At 36.3% G+C, this 19670-nt stretch carries 13 protein-coding genes; 5 read left to right on the top strand and 8 right to left on the bottom strand.

Translation table 11 applies throughout. From position 1 onward, the window contains the following. Window positions 1-153: 153 nt before the first annotated feature. The 4 genes from ACLI50_RS14000 to ACLI50_RS13985 form a co-directional block, all read right to left on the bottom strand. Window positions 154-4674, bottom strand: a complete 4521-nt coding sequence (locus tag ACLI50_RS14000) for a TonB-dependent receptor plug domain-containing protein (protein ID WP_411414043.1) — start codon at window positions 4672-4674, stop codon at window positions 154-156. Between the two features lie 3 nt (window positions 4675-4677). Continuing rightward, on the bottom strand, window positions 4678-7446 hold the full coding sequence (locus tag ACLI50_RS13995) for a hypothetical protein (RefSeq protein WP_411414042.1): 2769 nt from the start codon (window positions 7444-7446) through the stop codon (window positions 4678-4680). Between the two features lie 66 nt (window positions 7447-7512). Then, the gene (locus tag ACLI50_RS13990) at window positions 7513-9828 is read right to left on the bottom strand and encodes a T9SS type A sorting domain-containing protein (RefSeq protein ID WP_395974381.1); all 2316 of its coding nucleotides are present in this window, start codon (window positions 9826-9828) and stop codon (window positions 7513-7515) included. A gap of 12 nt (window positions 9829-9840) precedes the next feature. Continuing rightward, a complete protein-coding gene (locus ACLI50_RS13985) occupies window positions 9841-10359 on the bottom strand; it encodes an RNA polymerase sigma factor (RefSeq protein ID WP_395974383.1) in 519 nt (172 codons plus the stop codon). A gap of 206 nt (window positions 10360-10565) precedes the next feature. On the opposite strand from ACLI50_RS13985, the gene ACLI50_RS13980 reads away from it, so the two are divergent. Continuing rightward, entirely contained in the window at window positions 10566-11768 is a 1203-nt protein-coding gene (locus ACLI50_RS13980) for a C1 family peptidase (RefSeq protein ID WP_411414041.1), read from the top strand. A gap of 236 nt (window positions 11769-12004) precedes the next feature. Further along, window positions 12005-12148 carry a hypothetical protein gene (locus ACLI50_RS13975; protein ID WP_395974385.1) on the top strand — a complete coding sequence of 48 codons (144 nt, stop codon included), beginning with the start codon at window positions 12005-12007 and terminating at the stop codon, window positions 12146-12148. A gap of 152 nt (window positions 12149-12300) precedes the next feature. On the opposite strand, the gene ACLI50_RS13970 is transcribed toward ACLI50_RS13975, so the two are convergent. Next, complete coding sequence (locus tag ACLI50_RS13970) at window positions 12301-13362, bottom strand: NADH:flavin oxidoreductase (RefSeq protein WP_288442844.1); 1062 nt, start codon at window positions 13360-13362, stop codon at window positions 12301-12303. Between the two features lie 165 nt (window positions 13363-13527). Here ACLI50_RS13970 and ACLI50_RS13965 point away from each other — a divergent pair, with 165 nt between their 5' ends. Together ACLI50_RS13965 and ACLI50_RS13960 are read left to right on the top strand one after the other, a co-directional pair. After that, window positions 13528-13920 (top strand): winged helix-turn-helix transcriptional regulator, encoded by a 393-nt coding sequence (locus ACLI50_RS13965; RefSeq protein WP_047388122.1) that lies wholly within the window; start codon window positions 13528-13530, stop codon window positions 13918-13920. A gap of 108 nt (window positions 13921-14028) precedes the next feature. Beyond that, window positions 14029-14445: a carboxymuconolactone decarboxylase family protein gene (locus tag ACLI50_RS13960; protein ID WP_062672035.1), complete on the top strand. Its 417-nt coding sequence runs from the start codon at window positions 14029-14031 to the stop codon at window positions 14443-14445. Window positions 14446-14500: 55 nt separating this feature from the next. Here the strand turns inward: ACLI50_RS13960 and ACLI50_RS13955 are convergent, their stop codons facing one another. Beyond that, complete coding sequence (locus tag ACLI50_RS13955) at window positions 14501-16933, bottom strand: alpha-ketoacid dehydrogenase subunit alpha/beta (protein ID WP_202839249.1); 2433 nt, start codon at window positions 16931-16933, stop codon at window positions 14501-14503. A gap of 137 nt (window positions 16934-17070) precedes the next feature. Between ACLI50_RS13955 and ACLI50_RS13950 the strand changes: the two genes are divergently transcribed. After that, window positions 17071-17364 carry a hypothetical protein gene (locus ACLI50_RS13950; RefSeq protein ID WP_110010441.1) on the top strand — a complete coding sequence of 98 codons (294 nt, stop codon included), beginning with the start codon at window positions 17071-17073 and terminating at the stop codon, window positions 17362-17364. Between the two features lie 209 nt (window positions 17365-17573). Here ACLI50_RS13950 and ACLI50_RS13945 read toward each other — a convergent pair whose 3' ends face one another. Further along, window positions 17574-18368, bottom strand: a complete 795-nt coding sequence (locus ACLI50_RS13945) for a hypothetical protein (RefSeq protein ID WP_110010440.1) — start codon at window positions 18366-18368, stop codon at window positions 17574-17576. A gap of 259 nt (window positions 18369-18627) precedes the next feature. Beyond that, window positions 18628-19605: a polyprenyl synthetase family protein gene (locus ACLI50_RS13940; RefSeq protein ID WP_343639155.1), complete on the bottom strand. Its 978-nt coding sequence runs from the start codon at window positions 19603-19605 to the stop codon at window positions 18628-18630. Between the last annotated feature and the right edge of the window lie 65 nt (window positions 19606-19670).

Raw genomic sequence — 19670 nt, 5'->3', positions numbered from 1 at the left:
TGTTTCCTTTTTAATTTCTGTAACAAATGTAATTATATTTTTTGAATTTTCAATAATTATTGAAAATTAATTTTAGAAATATTTTCCATGATCCTTGTCAAGGTTCAAACTTATCACAAGGATCAATGGATGTCTGTTTCAGTTTATAAAAAATTAAGGTTCAATACTGGTTGTAATCCCTTGGTTCCAATATTTTGCTTCCGGCATATAATAGAGGTAAACATTACTTGATTTCCCTGTATACGTTCCGGCAAATTCCACTTTGAGATCAAGATTAATAGTTTTTGTTTCCTCAGCATTGAAATGTTCCCAGTATAAAACCAGATAGTTATCGAAAATCTCATAGTAAGAAACCTGTTTTCTATCAACCATATCTTTCAGTAAAGCATTTTGCAGCGTTAGTCCTGCCGGGATACCAATCTTTGCTATGGTCATCGGCAGCTCACCGTTTATTTTATTTTTTACAGTAATGGTCATTCTCCTGGTCTCCCCTGTTTTTGACATTCCGGATTTTAATTTGGTCTCCATGGTAAGTGGAATATCCTTGCTTTCCGGAGCTTGCAGCGTGTAATATTGATATTCCAGCTTATAAGGAAGTCCTTTTTGTGATGGATAATGAATAGTGATATCATTTTCCCCTGTTTTATATGCTGATGACAGACTTATATTAGGATAAGTATTCGCTTTGTTAATCTTAATAACCGGTTTTTCAGTTCCATACAATTTCTCATTTTTAGAGAAAAAATCAGATAATGCCTGGATTGCCAGTGTTGTGGCCTGTGTAGAGCCGAATCCGAAATAACCATTCAAACCAATAAGCTGATCAGCTGCTTCAGCAATTTTCAACTGGTTGAGTTTCTCATCTTTCTGAAGGGCCATAATATATAATGAAAGTGTCTCCGCATCCGCAGACATTCCCCATGAACCAGTAAAAGTAACTTCAGATTTTACCTTCTTTGTTTCATATTGTTTGTCCAGAATTTTTATCATATCATCATATTCTTTTTGTTTCCCAAGATATGCTGCTGCATTAGCAAGTAAAGCCAATTGATAAGAATCTTTTGTAGCCAAAGCTCTTTTCAGCATTACCTGAAAGGAATCTTCAATTTCATTTTTAAACCCAAGTTTGGACAGAGCATATACAACATACATATTTCTCGACCAGGAAAATTCAGAAAAGTCTTTTTTGGATTCATAGGGTTTTCTTACTTCGAATAATCCGTTTGCATTCTTTTTTGACAAAATAAATGAGGAAAGTTCCTGGATGAGCTTAGCATCCGGATTCACGTACTTCTTTAATTCCATAAATTCCAATAACGCAAATGCTGAAAGGGCGACATCTGATTCTGCGGAGCTGAAATATCCGAAACCTCCGTCCTTATTTTTATAACTCAGCAGCTTCTGGAAGCCTTTTTTCAGATTTTTTATCACCAGATTTTCAGTTGCGGTGTTTATTTTTTTACTTGATTTTAAATAGTCAAGAATAAAAATGTTAGGATATACTGTTGAGGAAAGCTGTTCAAAACATCCATGAGGTTCCTTTTTAAGTTGCTCTATGTCTCCAAACATCTTCAGAGCCGTACTTTCAAATACATAATAGGACGAATACAGACTTCCGTTGATATACTCCGGAATATTGATTTTGAGATCATCTGTTTTATTATTAATGATGGAAAACTGATGGAGAAATCCTTTTTCTTCTACTTTAAACGGAAGAATCATTGTCTCTCTGAAATCTCCTGATCTTACTGAAAACTGAATATCAGAATTCACAGTCTCATCAGCCTGTATTTTCACAAATAATCTTCCTGATTCTAATGATTTCAGAGTGATAAGACTATCAGAACTGATGAGTTTCACATGGTTCGGTACAATAACGTCCATGGTCATTTTACGCGTTTCAGGAGAATTATTTTTAATTACCACAGGAATTGTCATCTGGTCTGTTCTCGTCAGGTACTGAGGAATTTTAGTATCTATCGAAATCAGACTCTGGGCAGCATATGTTGTTTCATCTCTTCCCAAAAGTCCTGATGCGGCAATTCCTTCTGTCATAATTCTGAAAGTGGAATTCGCATCTGAATTATAAAACTCTACTTTTGCTTTTCCGCTTTTATCGGTTTCTACTACGGGATTCCAGTAAAGCGCTTCTCTGTAATCAAAACGGTAAGAGGTACTGGTGGATTTATACTCAGGATAAACGAATTCTCTTGCCCCCTCATATGCTATTAGTTTTCCATAAGGCACGGTTTCTATGGCAAGGTAAGATTTCGGTGTAATATCAAAACTTATTTCTGATTTTCTATTTTTGGATGAGTTGACGATCACCACTCCATTCACAGCTCTGCTTCCGTAAATAGCGGTAGCCGCAGCATCTTTCAAAACGGTAATACTGTTGATATCATTTGGATTGATCGTTGTATTAAAGTTTTCGACAGGAATACCATCCACAATGAATAGCGGGTTCTTATTGGTAATAGAGGCCGTTCCTCTGATATTGATCTGTTCACCTGTCCCCGACTGTCCGGTACCTGTTATAACTAATCCTGCTACTTTTCCACTCAACAGAGAAGTTACGCTGGCATTCTGCATTTCCATAGAAGAAGATACTGTGGTAGAAGCAACCGTTAATTGATCTTTCTTTACACCGTACCCCACAACAATTACTTCTTCAATACTCTTATTTCTACTGATGGTATCGGTTTTTGATCTGCCGGGATTATTCAGCTGACTGGTATTGTTTCTGTTTTCTTTTTTTACTTCTTCTTTTCTTTCAGCTTCCTTTACAATTTCTTCTACGTCTATATGGGTAAGCTTCTGTTTCGCTAAAGGATTAATATCCAGATTATAAGACAGAATTCTGATTTTCAGCTGATGTTTAGGCTGAAAAGACTTTGCAATAATTTTATAAAAATTATTTGCATTTAAATCCGAAAAATAAAACTTCCCGTTTTCAGCAACAGTCTGTTTGAGGATCTTTTTATTATAGGTGTCCAAAAGAAAAACATCTGCTTTCACCGGTTTTTTGTTTTCATCTTCTACCACGCCATAGATTGTGTTTTTCTTTTCAGGAAGGTATTTGTATTTATTGCTCTTCACAATTTCCGGAATAGGCTCAAAATATCGGTAACCGTTTGTCAGCATCACAAGATCTAAGCTTTTATCTGCTTTTTCTTCTTTTTTATCGAAATAAAACTGAGGTTTTTCAATTTTTCCTTTGAGCTCAGAGTCCATCAAAAGCCAGGAAATAATATGATTCTGTTTATCATCAGCATAAGTCCATAGCTTATCATCTACCACACTTATTCCAAGATTAGCGGGAACAGGTTTATTATTTTCATCGGTAGTTTCAATATTCAGCATCACTTTTTCCCTCGGCAGATAATGTTGCTTTACAGGGGTAACTTTTATATTCAGCTGGTTTACTTTATTAGCGAAAACAATCCTTTCTGCAATCGGCATACTGTTTTCCAGAACAGTGAACCTGCAGATTCCTGTAGGGAAATCCTTTTCTGCAATTTTTAAAGAATTCATTCCTTTTTTCAGCGAAATGATTTTGCTGTAAACGTCTTTTCCGCGGAAACTTCCCAACAGGGTAATTGTTTTTTCCCGGGTAGAAACGATGGTAACATTCAGGTTTTTATTTTCATTCCGAATATTCAAAACCAGTCCTTCATTTTTTGCTACCGGGAGATTAAAAGTCTGGGTAATATTTTCCGGTTTCAGCACTTTTGCATAATAAGTTTCTCTTATTTTAGGCGTAAACCGGAAGTTTCCCATTCCGAAATTATAGGCTGAAATTTCCTTTATTTTTTCGTGATTCTGATTGTAAACTGCCAAAACAGCATCTACAGGTTTTTCAAACTCATCCAGAATTTTAAAAGCGATATTCTGTTCTATTCCATTGACAAAAGTTCCGCCTTCAGGTAAGAATTTCACATCCAGATTATTCAGGACAACAGGAATATTTCTGGAGATGGATTCGGTAAATCCGTCAAAATTCACCTTGATATTCAAAAGAGCGTCAGAGGATTTCAAAACTTCAGGAAGCTTAAAGGTTAACAGTTTTCTACCTTCTTTATCGGTAATAAGTTTTCCTTCTGAAACCGTTTCTCCGTTGTGCATTACGGTGTAATCTGCTTCATAAAAAGGAATCGGAAGATTGCTAAGACTTCTCATTGAAAAATCAGCACTTACCTCATCTCCAGGGCCATATCCTTTTTTAGGAAAATCCAGTTTCATTAAAATTCTTGGAGATACAATTTTCTGGAGGGTAATTTCTTTTTCGAAGGTATTTTTCCCTTCTTCGTTCTGCATCCAGTTGGTAAAAGCTCTGATTTTATAGATGCCACCCTTCATGTCTTCAGCAAAATAGAAATCTCCCCGGGCGTATCCATTGGTAATTTCATATTTCAATTTTCTCACAACACTTCCTGCAGGGTCTGTTATTTCGAAATTTACTACTCTGCTTTCTTCGACAGGTAAATTATTATTCCCTTTTACAACATATATTTTAAAATACATTTGCTCCCCAGGTTTATAAAAAACATGATTGGTCTGGATGTAGGTCTTTTCTTTTTCAAAATCCTGAAATGGTTGCTGCCCTTTCACAGAAAAGGCTGAAAACAATAAGCACAGCAGGATGATATAGGTGGATATAAACTTGAGATTCATGAGTTAAAATTTAAGTGAAACAATACAGCCAAATGTTTTAAATGAAGGAAGATTAAAAAAATCCAATCCTCTTCCATTGCTCATATCGTAGAAATTCTGGTTGGGATCTACCCCATTATTAGCCTGCCAGAGCATGATATTGTTTACATAAAAAGTCAGTTTAAGATTCTGTTTCCTGTTGTTAATAGGGAAATCTGAGGAAAGTGAAAGGTTATTTATTCTTATATAATCTGCCTTTTGAACATAATTTTCAGCCACGCCTAAATAACCGTACCTCGACCATCTGTTTTCCATAACATTTTGGTTGGGATCATAGAAATCCACAGGAATCTGGTTGACAGTTCCATTGGCCTGTACACCTTCAAAAATATAATTTTTGATATTCCTTTCTTCTCCTGAGCCGTAAGAACGACCGTAGTAATCGAGAACCGCCTGTGTCCCGTTCCAAAGGTGGCCTCCTTTTTTCCATTCCCAATTGATATCTAAAGACCAGTTTTTATAGGCAAAACTGTGATTGAATTTCATCACAAAATCCGGTGTAGGATCTGCAATAATTTTCATTCCGTCTGCTTTTTTAGGAAAACCGAACTCATCAATGATCAGTTGTCCGGCTGCATTTCTTTCAAAGTAACTGCCCATCACAGCACCCAAAACCTGTCCTTCTGCCAATGTTTTGTAAATGTCTTTAAATCCCGAAACGGCAAGGTTCTGATATCCAGGAGCCATGCGGTCTACAATATCTTTATATTTGAAAAAGGAAACTTTATGGGTGGTATACATATCGTATCCCAGACGTAATCGTTCGTAAGCAAAATTGAATTCATATCCGCTGTAGGTATGATCTGCTACATTCTTTAACCTCAGCTGATTGTTTTCAAAGATAGGAAATATATCGTCAGTATTCTTTTTATTAAAATATTCTCCATCTACACTTATTTTATACCCAAGATTCAGCCTGGCTCCAATCTTCCATTCCCGAGTATCAATATTTGATAAACCCCGGAAACTTTCTACTTCCTGTACCGGAAAGTATTGATTATAATTTTCCGCCTTCAGCAAAGTACTAGAATACGAAGCATAGGATCTTGTAATTTCCGGTTCGGAACTTAATTGTGTGTAGCTTCCCAACAATTTAAAATTGTAATTATACCAATTGAAGATCTCATTGAACTTCAGATAAAAGTTAGCTTTTGGAAGCCAATAATTATTTTTAAGTGAAGTATTGGATATGTAAAATGAATTCCCGAGATTAAAACCTGCTTCGAAATCATAATCGCGGATATTCATATTATAATTAAAAATATGATCCTGTGAAGTTCTCTGATAAAGATATCTTTGATGGGTAAGGCTGTTATAAATGTCGGATTTTTTATCATTTAAAATAAAATTCAGGCTGAAAGTATTTCTAAAGTCATAGTTTCCCAATGAATAAGAGCCCTGTATATTGGAATGATAGGAGCTGTTGTTTTGAATCCTTTCATTCGATACACCGCTGAGGAAACCATAGGTAGAAGGTTTATATTGGTCCTGATTCCAGGTAGTAATACTTTCATAGGACTGAGTAATATTCAGTTTAAACTGATCCCAGTCTTTCGCTACGCTGAGACTCAACTGTCTGTCCCGATTCTTATAGCGGTATCGGCTATCCTGCTCCAAAAGGAAAGAAGGATTGTCTGCATATTGGCTGTAGCTTCTCTGCGAACCGTTATTCAGAAAAGTATTTTGTTCATTTGAAAAAGAAACCGGCGTTAACAATGAGTTTTGGTAAGCTCTGTTGAACAGCCCTATTCTATTGGTATTCGTAACTTTATCTTCTTCGTAGCTAAAAGCAAGATTAATGTAATATCCACCCAAATCTGCATTCAGTTTTGCTTTAAGGGTATTGGTAATATCAAACTGATCCATAAAATACATCTGGTTCTTTTGCTGCCCCAGATTCAGGGCAAGACGGAGTTTTTCATTGTTACCCTGTTGTATAAAAGCATTTAGATTCAACTGGTTATTATAACCTACTGTGGTTTTAAAAAGGTTATTATCATATCTTTTTGCACCCTGAAGTCCATCAACCCATGGAATCAGTTTTCCATTCTGATCATACTCATAAGGTAATCCGTTAAATCCAAGGGTAGATAGCTCTGGTCCAAAACTGAACATTTCATTCGTTTCAGGGCCTTTCCAAACAAGATTTCCATTTTCAGATCTTCCCTGGACATACTTATTTTGAGTCCCCGGAACAGCATTCCTGCTTTTAATATCAAAAGACGTGGTAAAGCTTCCGTTAAAAAGCAAAGTTGTCTTATTGATCCTTTTTAAAACATAAACACTATCATTCTTCTGCTTTAATTTTCTTATTTTATCAAAATAAGAATGTGATCTTTTACTGAGTTGAGTTTTAGTTTTTTCAATACTGAAATCGTCTTTAATCTCCTTTGAAACAAGACTGTCATAGGCTTTACTGTAAACATTTTCTACACTTTTACTTCCTGTCTGATTTTCCAGAATCGTTTTTAATTCCCTGAGTTCATAAGAAGAAATAACATGGGTATTTTTCCCCTGGTTCCACACTAGGGTATCATAAGGTTTAGCTGCAATAATGGCAAATCCTTTTTCATCAGTCAGCTCATAAATACCACTGTTTTTATTATAAACCTTTAAAAAGTTCTGTTCTTTATCCTTAGATGTTAAAAATTTTCCGGAATAGTACAATTGTGAATTTTGTGCCTGTAATAAGGTAATCGTAAATGGCAATAACAGCAAATAATTCTTTTTCATCAATTATTAGTATGCTTAAAAATATAAAAAAAGAAATTTCCGGGGAAATTTCTTTTTTTAAGATAATTAATTTTTAATGACCTTAAATGTTTCCCATTGATCATTAGTATGAATACGTACAAGATAAATCCCTTGAGGATAAGAAGTTAAATCAATTGTATTTTTACCTTCCGGCAGTTTTTCTTTTCTCATAATAATCTTTCCGGCAAGATCATACACAAACAGTTCTTCAATTGGTTTTCTTGTTTTTATCTGCAGCTGACCTTTTGTAGGATTTGGAAATAGCACAGTTTTAATATCAATCTGACTGTCAATTTCTTTTTCCATTTTTTTGTTGATGTTATCATTTGAAATTCCTGCGCTACATTCTGGCAAAACAGCTCTCTGAAGGATTAATCTTAATAATAAATCATTCAACTTTTCAACTTCATAAGAATCTATGGTAGGTTTAATATGGCTGTTTCCTATTCCACTGTCATCTGTAAGGAACGTATAGGTTCCATTGGTGAGTAAAGCAAATGTACGCATCAGATATTCTGTTTGTTTATCGGTATCACTGGCTGCCAATGGTATAATGGTAATCCCTTTCTTTGTCGCAGTCTTTATTGTTCTGTATAAATCCTTTATATTCTGCTCCGAATGGTGTGGAGGAGCATCCAGAATTAAAAACATAATTTTCGTTGAATTTTCATCACTCCACTTCAGCTCATCAACAGAAACTTCCAATGCTTCAACAACCGCTTCCGGTGTATCTCCGCCACCCCCAGCGTTCTGTTTTTTAATAAACCCAACAAGATCTTCTGCATTATCAGAAAAGTCAAATTTTCGGGTCACATATTCATCTCCCTGATCTCTGTAAAAAACTGATCCATATCTTACCGTTGTATTTTTAAGCTGTCCTTCAATCTTTTTCAATACATCCAAAAGTTCAGACTGGAGATAAGAAATTTCATCCCCCATAGAACCTGTAGCATCAACTACAAAAGCAAGATCCAATACACGCTTTTGCAGACAGTGTTTATCAAGAATAATCAGGTTTTGTCCATTTTTAAAGGTTCTGAGATTACTACTGATGATCTGCCCTGAACCATCAGATAAATAATATTTCTCTGAGTCAGGTTTCTCGTCAGTCATCGGTGATATCCATAATTCCACATTGCCCAGATTATCTGAAACGGCTTCCCAGATAATATTTTTCTTATCATCCAATAGTTTTATTTTCTCCCCTATTATCGGTTTTCTGTCTTTATTGACCAACTGAACTGAAACCCTTTTATCAGGAAAGAATTTCCATGTATTTTTATACTGATCCAGTGTAGGAACTGCAATATCTTTCCAATAATCCCACTTAGAAAAATCGTTAACTTCTCCCGCTGTGAGCTGGCCTGCTTTGGGAAGTTCTTTTTCAGGTTCTTCAGCTTCTTTTAGTATTTTCTCAGCATTGTCTGAAGATAACTTTTTGAGTTTTTCTATTTCATCGTTAGATAAACCTTTTGTGGTAATTATAACAACTCCGTTATTAGCTTTGCTTCCATACAGGGCAGTAGCTTCAAGCCCTTTCAGTACTTTTAATTCTTTTATTTTTTTTGGATCCAGAGTATTTAAAAATCCAGATTCTCCGCCTAAAACAACTCCATCAACAATATATAAAGGAGCCGTCGAGCGACCATCAATACTTCTTGAACCCCTTATTAATATTGCATCATGCTTTTTAATTCCGGTTGACACTTCTAACCCGGCAACTCTTCCAGCCAGTGAAGAAACGGCAGCCGGAGCATGCACAGGAATTTTATCTGTAGAAGCAATCATAACCGTTGAGGAAGCGGTAACAGATTTATAACTCTTTTTAATCCCATAAGCAGTGACAACAACTTCATCAATCTCTTTTGTCTTTAAAGTATCACTGTATATCTGAGGCAAAGATGCTGTTACTCTCTCAGAAACTTCCAATGGCGGAATATTGCAGATAGGATGAGATTGATACGGATCTATTCCTGCAACTGATGAAGATTTAAGTTCTGTGGGAAGAGGTACCGTTACAGGCAATTCTTCTTTTCTGATATTCTCCTTGATAGTCCTGTCTATCTTTGCAATATCCATTTTGTTAATCGGACTACTTGAACTTGTATTCTCTGCAATTACAGGTTGTAAAGGTTCTGCAGTCTCTTTTTTATTCATAAAGTAAAAAGCCCCAAGGCCAATCATCAAACTTGCAGCAATACCATACGGCAGCCAAAGAGGAATAATCTTCTTTTTATCTTCTTTTTTATCTAATTTCTTTTCAATTTTTCCCCATACTTTCTCAAAACCAGGAAAAACAGCTGGCTCTTTTGAAAGCCTGGAAGCTTCATTGAATTGTTGATCTATATGATTATTTTCCATTGTTGTAAAAGTTTAAATGTTTTGATTTACGAGAAGTTCCTGCAGCTTTTTCCTTGCAAAATTGAGCTGGGATTTTGATGTTCCCTCACTGATGGAAAGCATGGACGCTATTTCTTTATGAGGATATCCTTCAATAGCAAAAAGATTAAAGATGGCTCTGCAGCCTTCAGGAAGAAAATTCAGTAAGCTCAGAATATCTTTTTCCAGAGAAAGGTTTTCTGTAGTTCCTTCAGGATGATCAGGAAAATTTTCTTCCAGGGAAATAAACAGTCCTTTATCCGATCTCAACTTCTGTAGGCATTCGTTTACCGCTATTTTTCTTGCCCATGCTTCAAAAGTTTCGGGATTCTGAAGCTGAGTAATTTTCGTGAAGATTTTATAGAATGTATCAGCCAATACTTCTTCTATATCTTCGTCGTTTTTCAGATAGCGTCTGCAGACTGCGTAGAGTCTGCCCGCCATTTTCTCGTAAACCTTCCGCTGGGCATTGCGGTTGTTACGCTGGCATTCCAATAATAATTCTTGTTCCATAGTCAGGAGTTATACTATGATAGATGCGGAAACTTTTGAAAGGGTTGGAAACATGATCAACTTCTTTAAGAAAATAATTAAAAAATAAAATTATAAAGCAACTTCTTACTTCTTTTGAGTCTTTTTTTAATTTCAAATTTAACTTTTCCTTGTGTAACAAATCTCTATTATCAACGACTCTTAATATAAATAATCTTTTTATAGTAATGAAAAATGCCAAAATTGCATCATTACTTTTTGTTTTGTCTGCAGGAAGTATGATGTTTGCCCAAGATGACTTAATCAACAAGTTAAAAAACAACCAATCACAAAATGCTAATTTTCAGTTCACAACGTTAAAGGACGTAGGTGCGACTTCTGTAAAGAACCAGGGTTCATCAGGAACTTGCTGGAGCTACTCCGGAAACTCTTTCCTTGAATCTGAAATGCAGAGAATGGGCAAAAAACCTGTAGATCTTGCTGAAATCTTTACAGCAAGAAATTCCTACCACGATAAAGCAAAATTATATGTTTTGAATAATGGCGCTATCAGCTGGGGTGACGGAGGAGAACTTCACGACGTAATCAATATGTACAAAAAGTACGGAGCAGTTCCTCAGGATGTTTACACAGGATTAAAAGCAGGACAGACTACCAATAACTTCAAGGAAATGCAGGGAAAACTGAAGCCGGTTCTTGACAGCCTTGTTCAGGCTTCTTCAAAAGGAAAGCTTACAGACAACTGGATGGATTCTGTAGATGCTATTCTTGATGAATATTTAGGCAAAGTACCTGCTAACTTCACTTATGAAGGAAAAAACTATACTCCGAAAACATTTGCTAAAGAAGTAGTAGGAATCAACCCTGAAGATTATGTGGAATTATCTTCTTATAAAGATTATCCATATTTTCAGAAATTTGTAGTTCCGATTCCTGATAACTGGAGCCATGATTCTGACTGGAATGTTCCGATGAAAGATCTTACTGCAATTATTGATAACGCTGTAAATAAAGGATATTCTGTAGGTTGGGCAACTGACGTTTCTGAGCCTTATTTTTCTTATAAAAACGGTGTAGCTTACGTTCCGGATATGGATCTTGACCAAATTACTGCAGAGAACAAGCAGACTTTGTTTACAGAGCCTAAAAAAGATAAAACCATCACTGAAGACATGCGTCAGAAAGCACTTAACAATCTTTCTACAACGGATGACCATGGTATGCATATCGTAGGTCTGGCAAAAGATCAGACTGGTAAAGAATATTATATGGTAAAAAATTCATGGGGTGTAACCAATGATTTCGCCGGATATCTGTATGTAACAAGACCTTATGTTGAATACAAATCAACAGCAATTCTTGTTCACAAAAATGCCATCCCAAAAAGTATCTTAAAACAATTGAAACCGACCAAGAATATCGGTTTATAAGGAAATCATTTCTGCCAATTTACAGGCAGTTTTAGATATTTAAATCTGTTAAAACCCGCTCATGAAAATTCTGTGAGCGGGTTTATTTTATCTTGTCATATTTAAATAATGTATTTCACATTATTATCCGTAAAGTATTGTTGCATTTTCAAAAAATATTATATTTGTGTAAATCAACAAATTATTACCTATGAAAAATCTAAGAAAATTATTAAAATCAGATCTAAAAAAAATCAATGGTGGAAATGCTCCTGATTGTCCGGAAGGGACTACAGCCTGCTACATTCCTGGCAGCAATGGAATCCCTCCTCGATGGAAATGTGTCCTGGATTCAGTTGGATGTCCATAAATTTACAAAACCGGCTTTCAGGAAATCCTGAAAGCCGGTTCTTTAATAAATAGGTGAAAATTAAATATAAAATAAAGTGAATTATGCTGATCTAAACCTGTCAGGATAGTCAATTCTACTTCGCAAGCCCCAAAATTATGCTGTTAACCGACAGCAAAGCGAATTCACCATTCCTTGTTGATATTAAAATAAGACGCTCATACTTTCTGCTGAAAAATCCAGAAGAGCTTCTGTATTGCCGTCTTTGATCTTCTGTACCCACTGGTGATCCTGCAAAATAGCTCTTCCTACTGCAACAAGATCAAATTCCTCATTGTCAAGTCTTCTGATTAGTTCCGTAAGATCTCTTTTTTCTGTTCCCTGCCCTGCAAAAGCATTAAGGAAATCTCCGTTCAAGCCTACAGAACCTACGGTAATAGTTGGCTGCCCGGTAATTTTTTTTGCCCATCCTGCAAAGTTTAAGTCAGAACCTTCAAATTCCGGTTCCCAGAAACGACGCTGTGAACAATGGAAAATATCTACTCCAGCTTCTTTTAATGGTAATAACCACTCTTCCATTTCATTAGGAGTAAATGCCAGTCTGGTTTTATAATCTTGTTGTTTCCATTGTGAAAGGCGGATAATAATGGTAAAATCCTCTCCCACTGCTGCTCTGATCGCTTTTACTACTTCTACAGCAAATCTGCTTCTTTCTTTCAATGTTTTACCGCCATATTCATCGGTTCTGGTATTGGTTACTTCCCAGAAAAACTGGTCGATAAGGTATCCGTGTGCACCATGAATTTCAATACAGTCGAAACCAAGGTCTTTTGCTGATTTTGCAGATGCTGCAAACTGCGCAATGGTATCCTGAATATCTTCAATAGTCATTGTTGAAGCCTTTTCCATTGGAACCAACGGATAGTCTTCAGACATTCTCGTATCTCCTACGTGCCAGATCTGAGGTCCCATTTTACCTCCATTCTGATGTACAGTATCAATAACATTTTTCCAGCCGTTTAAAGCTTCTGTACCATAGAAATCAGGAATATTCTGCATATTTTTTGATCCCGGTCTGTTGATCACAGTTCCTTCAGAAAGAATCAATCCTACTTCTGAAGCGGCTCTTCTTCCATAATAATCTGCGATGTTCTGTGTAGGAACTCCATTGTCAGACTGTGCTCTGGTCATTGGAGCCATTACAATTCTATTTTTAAGCTGTAAATTCTTGTATTGAAACGGTTTAAATAATGATGATGTGCTCATATTTAAATTTATATTTTATAATTGTTACACAAAGTAACTAATAATAGTTCACTTTTGTATCTTTTATATAAAAAATAGTGGTAACTTCGCAGTAACTTACATTAGTAACATCAAAGTAACATATGAAACTGCAGTTTCATATGATATTAAAATAAAGATCTCTCTATGAAAAAGAATGAATTAATGCAATACAGCTGCCCTCTGGGTAAGGCAATGGCCGCTTTGGGAAGCAAATGGAAACCCATTATAGTTCTTGTTATCAAGGACAGGAAGTTACGTTTCGGGGAACTGGCAGTACGTATTAATGTTATTTCCAGAAAGGTCTTGACCGATCAGCTGAGGGAGATGGAAACTGATGGATTGGTAATCCGTGAAGAGTTTAAAGAACTTCCTCCAAGAGTGGAATATTCTCTTACAGAAAAGGGATTGGCTTTGCTCCCTATTTTATATTTACTTGAGGAGTGGGAAGCAAAATATCAGGTGAAAGGACAGCATGAAGATAAAGATTGTGCTTTTCTGAATGAAGATGTAAAAAATAAAAAGGCTGTCAATGTGTGATAGCCTTTTATCTTGGATAGCACTTTCAAAAAGGTAAGTATATCACCAAAATGTAAGTATATAGTTTCAAAACTATTTCTGATTCAAATTTGCAGAAAAAATTGCATTATGAATTACAAAGAAATTGCAAAAGAAACGATTGGAAATCTGTACAGAGCCCATAACAGCATTAGAAAATCCGGTATTGATGAAAAACTGATTGCATTGGTGGAGCTTCGGGTATCTCAGATCAATGGCTGTGCCTATTGCTGTAGTTATCATGCTAAAGAGCTCTCTGATTTTGGCTTTGAACAAGATGTCATCAACAGACTTTCGGGCTGGAAACACACCAATGTCTTTAATGACCAACAAAAGCTTGTTTTAGAATGGGCAGAAGCTGTCATTTACAGCAAAGATAATTTGGAAAGCACCAAAGCAAAGCTGATAGACCAATTTTCAGAACGAGAGATTGTAGAGCTTACCGCAAGTATTACCTTGATGAATACATTGAATAAATTGAGAATTGTTTTGGCGGAAGAAGATTAGCAAACAAAAACCGCTCCCAAAAAGGAAGCGGTTTTAAATTTATCTAAAATCCCGATTAGAATATCGCTGGATATTTCTGAGGATTTGTTTCATTAAACATTGCGTAGATTTTTTCTACCATATCGTCTGCAGACGGCTTACTGAAATAATCACCATCACTTGCATATGCTGGTCTGTGATCATTGGCGGAGATCGTCAACGGATCTGAATCCAGGTATCTGAAAGCTTTCTGCTTTTCAAGGATCTGCTGTAAGATGAATCCTGTAGTTCCCCCTTCCACATCTTCGTCAATCACTACTAATCTGTTGGTTTTCTTAACACTTTCAGCAATTTCGTGGGATAAATCGAAAGGAATCAATGACTGGATATCAATTACCTCTGCGGAAATTCCTAATTTTTCCAATTCGTTAGCTGCTTCCGTTACAATTCTCCAGGTAGATCCGTAAGTGACCAAAGTAACATCTTTTCCTTCTTTTGTCACTTCAATTTTCCCTACAGGAACAGTGAATTCGCCTAAGTTATCCGGTTGTTTTTCTTTTAATCTGTATCCGTTCAGACATTCTACGATGATCGCAGGTTCGTCAGCCTGAAGCATTGTGTTGTAGAATCCTGCTGCTTTCGTAAGGTTTCTAGGAACCAATACCAAAATACCTTTTGAAAGGTTCAGAATACCAGCCATTGGAGAACCTGAGTGCCAGATTCCTTCTAATCTGTGACCTCTTGTTCTGATAATCAACGGAGCTTTCTGGCCTCCTTTCGTTCTGTAATGTACCGTTGCCAGATCATCACTCATTCCCTGTAAACAGTAAAGAACGTAGTCTAAGTATTGGATTTCAGCAATTGGTCTTAAACCTCTCATCGCCATACCAATTCCCTGTCCAAGAATTGTTGCTTCACGGATTCCTGTATCAGCGATACGTAAAGCGCCATATTTCTCCTGCATTCCTTCCAATCCCTGGTTGACGTCACCAATGTTTCCGGTATCTTCTCCAAAGATTAAAGTTTCAGGATATTTTTCAAAAATTTTGTCAAAATTGTTTCTGATCACTACTCTTCCATCTACCTCTTCGGAACTGTCAGAATATACAGGTTTGATTTCCTGAACATTCTCAGCTTTCCATTGAGATTGAGAATATAAGTGAGAAGAATAGTTATCTTTTTCAACAGCAGATACTTCATTGTATTTCTGCATCAGCTGATTTCTTTCCGCAGAATTTGTTCCTCTTGTCGCCAGTAAAGTCTGTCTTACCAGATGGAAGATGTCTTTTTTAGCTTTTGAAATCAATTTGTTGAAATGAGCGATATAATTTTCAACTTCAGCATTCTGCCCTTTAAGGTTTTCTACTAAAGGTAAAACAGACTGAATAAGTTCTGAAATGGCTTTCTGATAATTTTCCCAGGCTGCTTTCTGTCCGGCTTTTGCTGCTTTTTTCGCTTCTTCATCAATAGCCTCCAGTTCTTCAGCTGTAGCAATCACTTCTTCTTTCCCATCAATTTCGATAGAATAGTTCAGGATCCATTCTTTGAATTTCGCCAGACCGTCATACTCAGCTTCCCATGCAAGACGCTCTTCGTTTTTATATCTTTCGTGAGATCCGGATGTAGAATGTCCCTGTGGCTGAGTAACATCAACCACGTGCACTACCACCGGTACACTTTCTGTTCTTGCAAAATGTTCTGCCTTAGCGTATGCATCTAATAATGCAGGATAATCCCAGGCTCTCACCTGGATAATTTCACACCCCTGGTTTTCTCCCTCTTTTCTCTGGAAACCACTTAGCATTTCACTGATATCCGCTTTTGCTCTCTGGTTTTTTGTAGGAACTGAAATACCATACCCATCATCCCAGATAGAAACAATCATTGGAACCTGAAGAGCACATGCAGCATTCAAGGTTTCCCAGAAGTGTCCTTCTGCTGTAGAAGCATCCCCAATGGTTCCGAAAGCAATTTCGTTCCCTTCTCTTGAGAATTTTTCTGAACCGTCAAATTTTACGCTTTTATAAATAGTTGAAGCCTGAGCTAATCCCAATAATCTTGGCATCTGCCCTGCTGTAGGAGAAATATCGGAAGAAATATTTTTCTGAGCTGTCAGATCTTTCCAGCTTCCGTCTTCATGTAAACTTCTTGTTGCGAAATGCCCGTTCATTTGTCTTCCGGCTGAAGCAGGTTCTCTTTCCACGCTGGTATCTGCATACATCTGCGCAAAGAAACTTTCTACCGTCAAGGCATCTATTGCCAATGCAAAAGTCTGATCCCTGTAATATCCTGAACGGAAGTCTCCATTTCTGAAAACTTTCGCCATTGCAAGCTGAGGAAGTTCTTTTCCATCCCCAAAAATTCCAAATTTAGCTTTTCCAGTGAGTACTTCTCTCCTTCCGAGATAAGACATTTCACGAGAGATCCTTCCTAACCTGTAGTCTTCAAGTATCTGATTTTTAAAATCTTGAAAGGATATTTGCTGTGTTTCAATATAGGTTGTTTGCATAGCTAAGTAAAAAAGTTTTTAATCTTCAAGTATTTTGCTAATATACACTTTTTAAATTAATTTTAATTTTTAATAATCTTTTTTAAAAATTTGATAATAAAAAAAATTGTGCTTTATTTTGAAAAAAAATGTAAAAGATGGAAAAAAAATCGCCACATATATTGAATGCTTCCAGCAATCTTTTAGGATTTTCCCTACTCATTATCACCTCATTGAAAATCTCTAAAATCAGTCAGCATACCTATTTGGACGAATTTGCAGGATTTGCCTGTATTCTTTTTGCCTGCAGCTGTTTCTTTTCCTTTCTGGCAATCAGAACAAAAAATAGTAAGCGGGAATACACGTTTGAGAACATTGCGGATTATTTATTTTTAATCGCTTTATTTTGTATAGTTCTAGCCGTTATCATTGTAACCCTGAAAATTATTTAATTTAAATTTTTCGCTTAATTAAGCAATCGAAGGTAATAAATAAGGATAATTATATGAAAATACAAGAATTCATTAAGCAGTTCTTTTCTTATTTTTTACACTGAATCACTATCAGATTCTGAATCTAATAAGAAAAGTGCTGTATATACATTTTCAGTTTCCCGAAAATCTATATACAGCACTTTAGTTTAATTAAAGTAAAAATAGAATCAGATCTTCTGAACAGTTACATTGGTAACATTTCCACTTCCTGTAGATCCGGTTTCTGTCGAAATAATCGTAGAATTTTGATTCGGCGCTGCCGTAAAACGGATCTGATACCCAGCTGTAGGCGCAACAACCACGGTTGTATAATTCATCAGTTCACCTACAGTTCCCGAAGCAGCAACTGCGTTATAATGGCTTCCTCTTCCCAGATAATTCGCATCCGGTACAGGTCTGATACCGATGAGCAGCTGTGTTCCTGCGGGCATATTGGTAAAACTTGCTTGCAGCGTTACCAGATAATTTCCAGGCTGGTTAAAAGTCATCACCCCAGTTCCGGTATTATAAGAATAGAAAGGGGAAGTCGCTATCGGTGCTGCGAATAATAAAGTCGTGATCGTAGAAGAACTGATGTTCTGATTCGCTGCTAAACGCGCATGAAACAGTGAATAAGCAGTAAAATCTATGGTCTTCAGAATTCCGGTAGCATCAGCTACAACTACCCTGTCGGTTCCTCCGATACCAATATTCGAATTAATATTACGGATACGGGCATTTCCAGACGCAACATCTAATTTTTCAGTGGGTGAAACCGTACCAATCCCTACTTTAGCACTTGAAGTTACACTGAAATCATTATCCTGTTGAGCCACAGAAGGAATTCCTGTTGCAGGATTGTCTTTAGAACCGTCAATATGAAAAGTTGTCTGGGGATTTTGAGTACCTATTCCCACTTGTGCGTACGCGATGAAGCTTGAACTGATAGCACACGCTATCATCATTGTTTGAATTTTTCTCATTATTTGTTGTTTTTTTCTAACCACAAATAAACAAAAATTATATTGAAAATCAATGAATTATTAGTAATTATTTTGCTTAAGTAATGCAAAATATTAATTTACAGTAATTTAATCTTATAAAAAAGCAAACTAATCACAACTCATTGAATTATTGGAAGATAAGATTATTTTTCTTTCAATAATGAGGATCCGTTACACCATGCGGGATTACAGGAAAAAGGAGAATAAAAAAATCAGAACTGACCAAAAAGTGTTACTATCAGAATTTTCTTTCAATGACATAATCCAGCATAATATGCAGCGATTTTCTTGCTTCAGAATCCGGAAACTCATTCAGAATATCTTTTGCTTTCTGCTGAAATTCTTTCATCACTGTAATGGCATAATCCAATCCACCTGAACTTTTAACAAATTCTATAAGCTCTTTTACACGCTTAGGATTGTTATTATATCGTTTTATGGTATCGAAATAGTACTTTCTGTCTTTTTCACTGGTGATCTTTAAGGTATGAATCAAAGGCAGTGTCATTTTCTGTTCTTTAATATCAATTCCTACAGGCTTTCCGATGACGTTTGAACTCAAATAGTCGAAAAGGTCATCTTTAATCTGAAATGCCATTCCGGTAAAGGTTCCGAAATCCATCATCTTCTTGGCAAGAGCTTCATCAGCATTGTTGGAAAGAACTCCTATTTCACAGCATGCAGCAATCAGAGTTGCTGTTTTCTGCCGGATAATTTCATAATAAACCTCTTCCGTAATATCCAGTTTTCTGGCCTTTTCCAGCTGAAGAAGTTCTCCTTCAGACATTTCGCGGATGGTTCTGGAAATAACTCCAAGAAGATCATAATCTTTGTGGTCTGTAGATAGTAAAACTGATTTTGATAAAAGGTAATCCCCAACCAAAACCGCAATCTTATTTTTCCACAGTGCATTGATTGAAAAGAAATTACGACGTTTAAAACTTTCATCCACCACATCATCATGTACCAGAGTAGCGGTGTGGATCAGCTCAATCATCGAAGCACCCCGGTATGTTTTTTCCGTCACCTCACCCACCAGTTTGGCACAAAGAAACACAAACATAGGACGCATCTGCTTTCCTTTGGTGGTAACAATAAAACGGGTTACTTTATCCAATAAAGCTACTTTACTCTGCATTGACTCATAAAACTTCTGTTCAAAAAGTTTCATTTCATCATTGATCGGTCGTTTAATCTCTTCTACAATGTTTGCCACAATCTGCGATGCTGGGTGAATAATTATTAATTCTCACAAAGATAATTTTTTTCGCTCAATTTTAA

This window comes from Chryseobacterium cupriresistens (genome assembly GCF_046614675.1).
Taxonomy (GTDB): domain Bacteria; phylum Bacteroidota; class Bacteroidia; order Flavobacteriales; family Weeksellaceae; genus Chryseobacterium; species Chryseobacterium cupriresistens.
This window is presented reverse-complemented; position numbering and strand designations above follow the sequence as displayed.

Bases quoted from the DNA above. Each gene is read 5' to 3' on its own strand.
- ACLI50_RS14000 (WP_411414043.1), bottom strand. From the start codon at position 4,674: ATGAATCTCAAGTTTATATCCACCTATATCATCCTGCTGTGCTTATTG.
- ACLI50_RS13995 (WP_411414042.1), bottom strand. From the start codon at position 7,446: ATGAAAAAGAATTATTTGCTGTTATTGCCATTTACGATTACCTTATTA.
- ACLI50_RS13990 (WP_395974381.1), bottom strand. From the start codon at position 9,828: ATGGAAAATAATCATATAGATCAACAATTCAATGAAGCTTCCAGGCTT.
- ACLI50_RS13985 (WP_395974383.1), bottom strand. From the start codon at position 10,359: ATGGAACAAGAATTATTATTGGAATGCCAGCGTAACAACCGCAATGCC.
- ACLI50_RS13980 (WP_411414041.1), top strand. From the start codon at position 10,566: ATGAAAAATGCCAAAATTGCATCATTACTTTTTGTTTTGTCTGCAGGA.
- ACLI50_RS13975 (WP_395974385.1), top strand. From the start codon at position 12,005: ATGGTGGAAATGCTCCTGATTGTCCGGAAGGGACTACAGCCTGCTACA.
- ACLI50_RS13970 (WP_288442844.1), bottom strand. From the start codon at position 13,362: ATGAGCACATCATCATTATTTAAACCGTTTCAATACAAGAATTTACAG.
- ACLI50_RS13965 (WP_047388122.1), top strand. From the start codon at position 13,528: ATGAAAAAGAATGAATTAATGCAATACAGCTGCCCTCTGGGTAAGGCA.
- ACLI50_RS13960 (WP_062672035.1), top strand. From the start codon at position 14,029: ATGAATTACAAAGAAATTGCAAAAGAAACGATTGGAAATCTGTACAGA.
- ACLI50_RS13955 (WP_202839249.1), bottom strand. From the start codon at position 16,933: ATGCAAACAACCTATATTGAAACACAGCAAATATCCTTTCAAGATTTT.
- ACLI50_RS13950 (WP_110010441.1), top strand. From the start codon at position 17,071: ATGGAAAAAAAATCGCCACATATATTGAATGCTTCCAGCAATCTTTTA.
- ACLI50_RS13945 (WP_110010440.1), bottom strand. From the start codon at position 18,368: ATGAGAAAAATTCAAACAATGATGATAGCGTGTGCTATCAGTTCAAGC.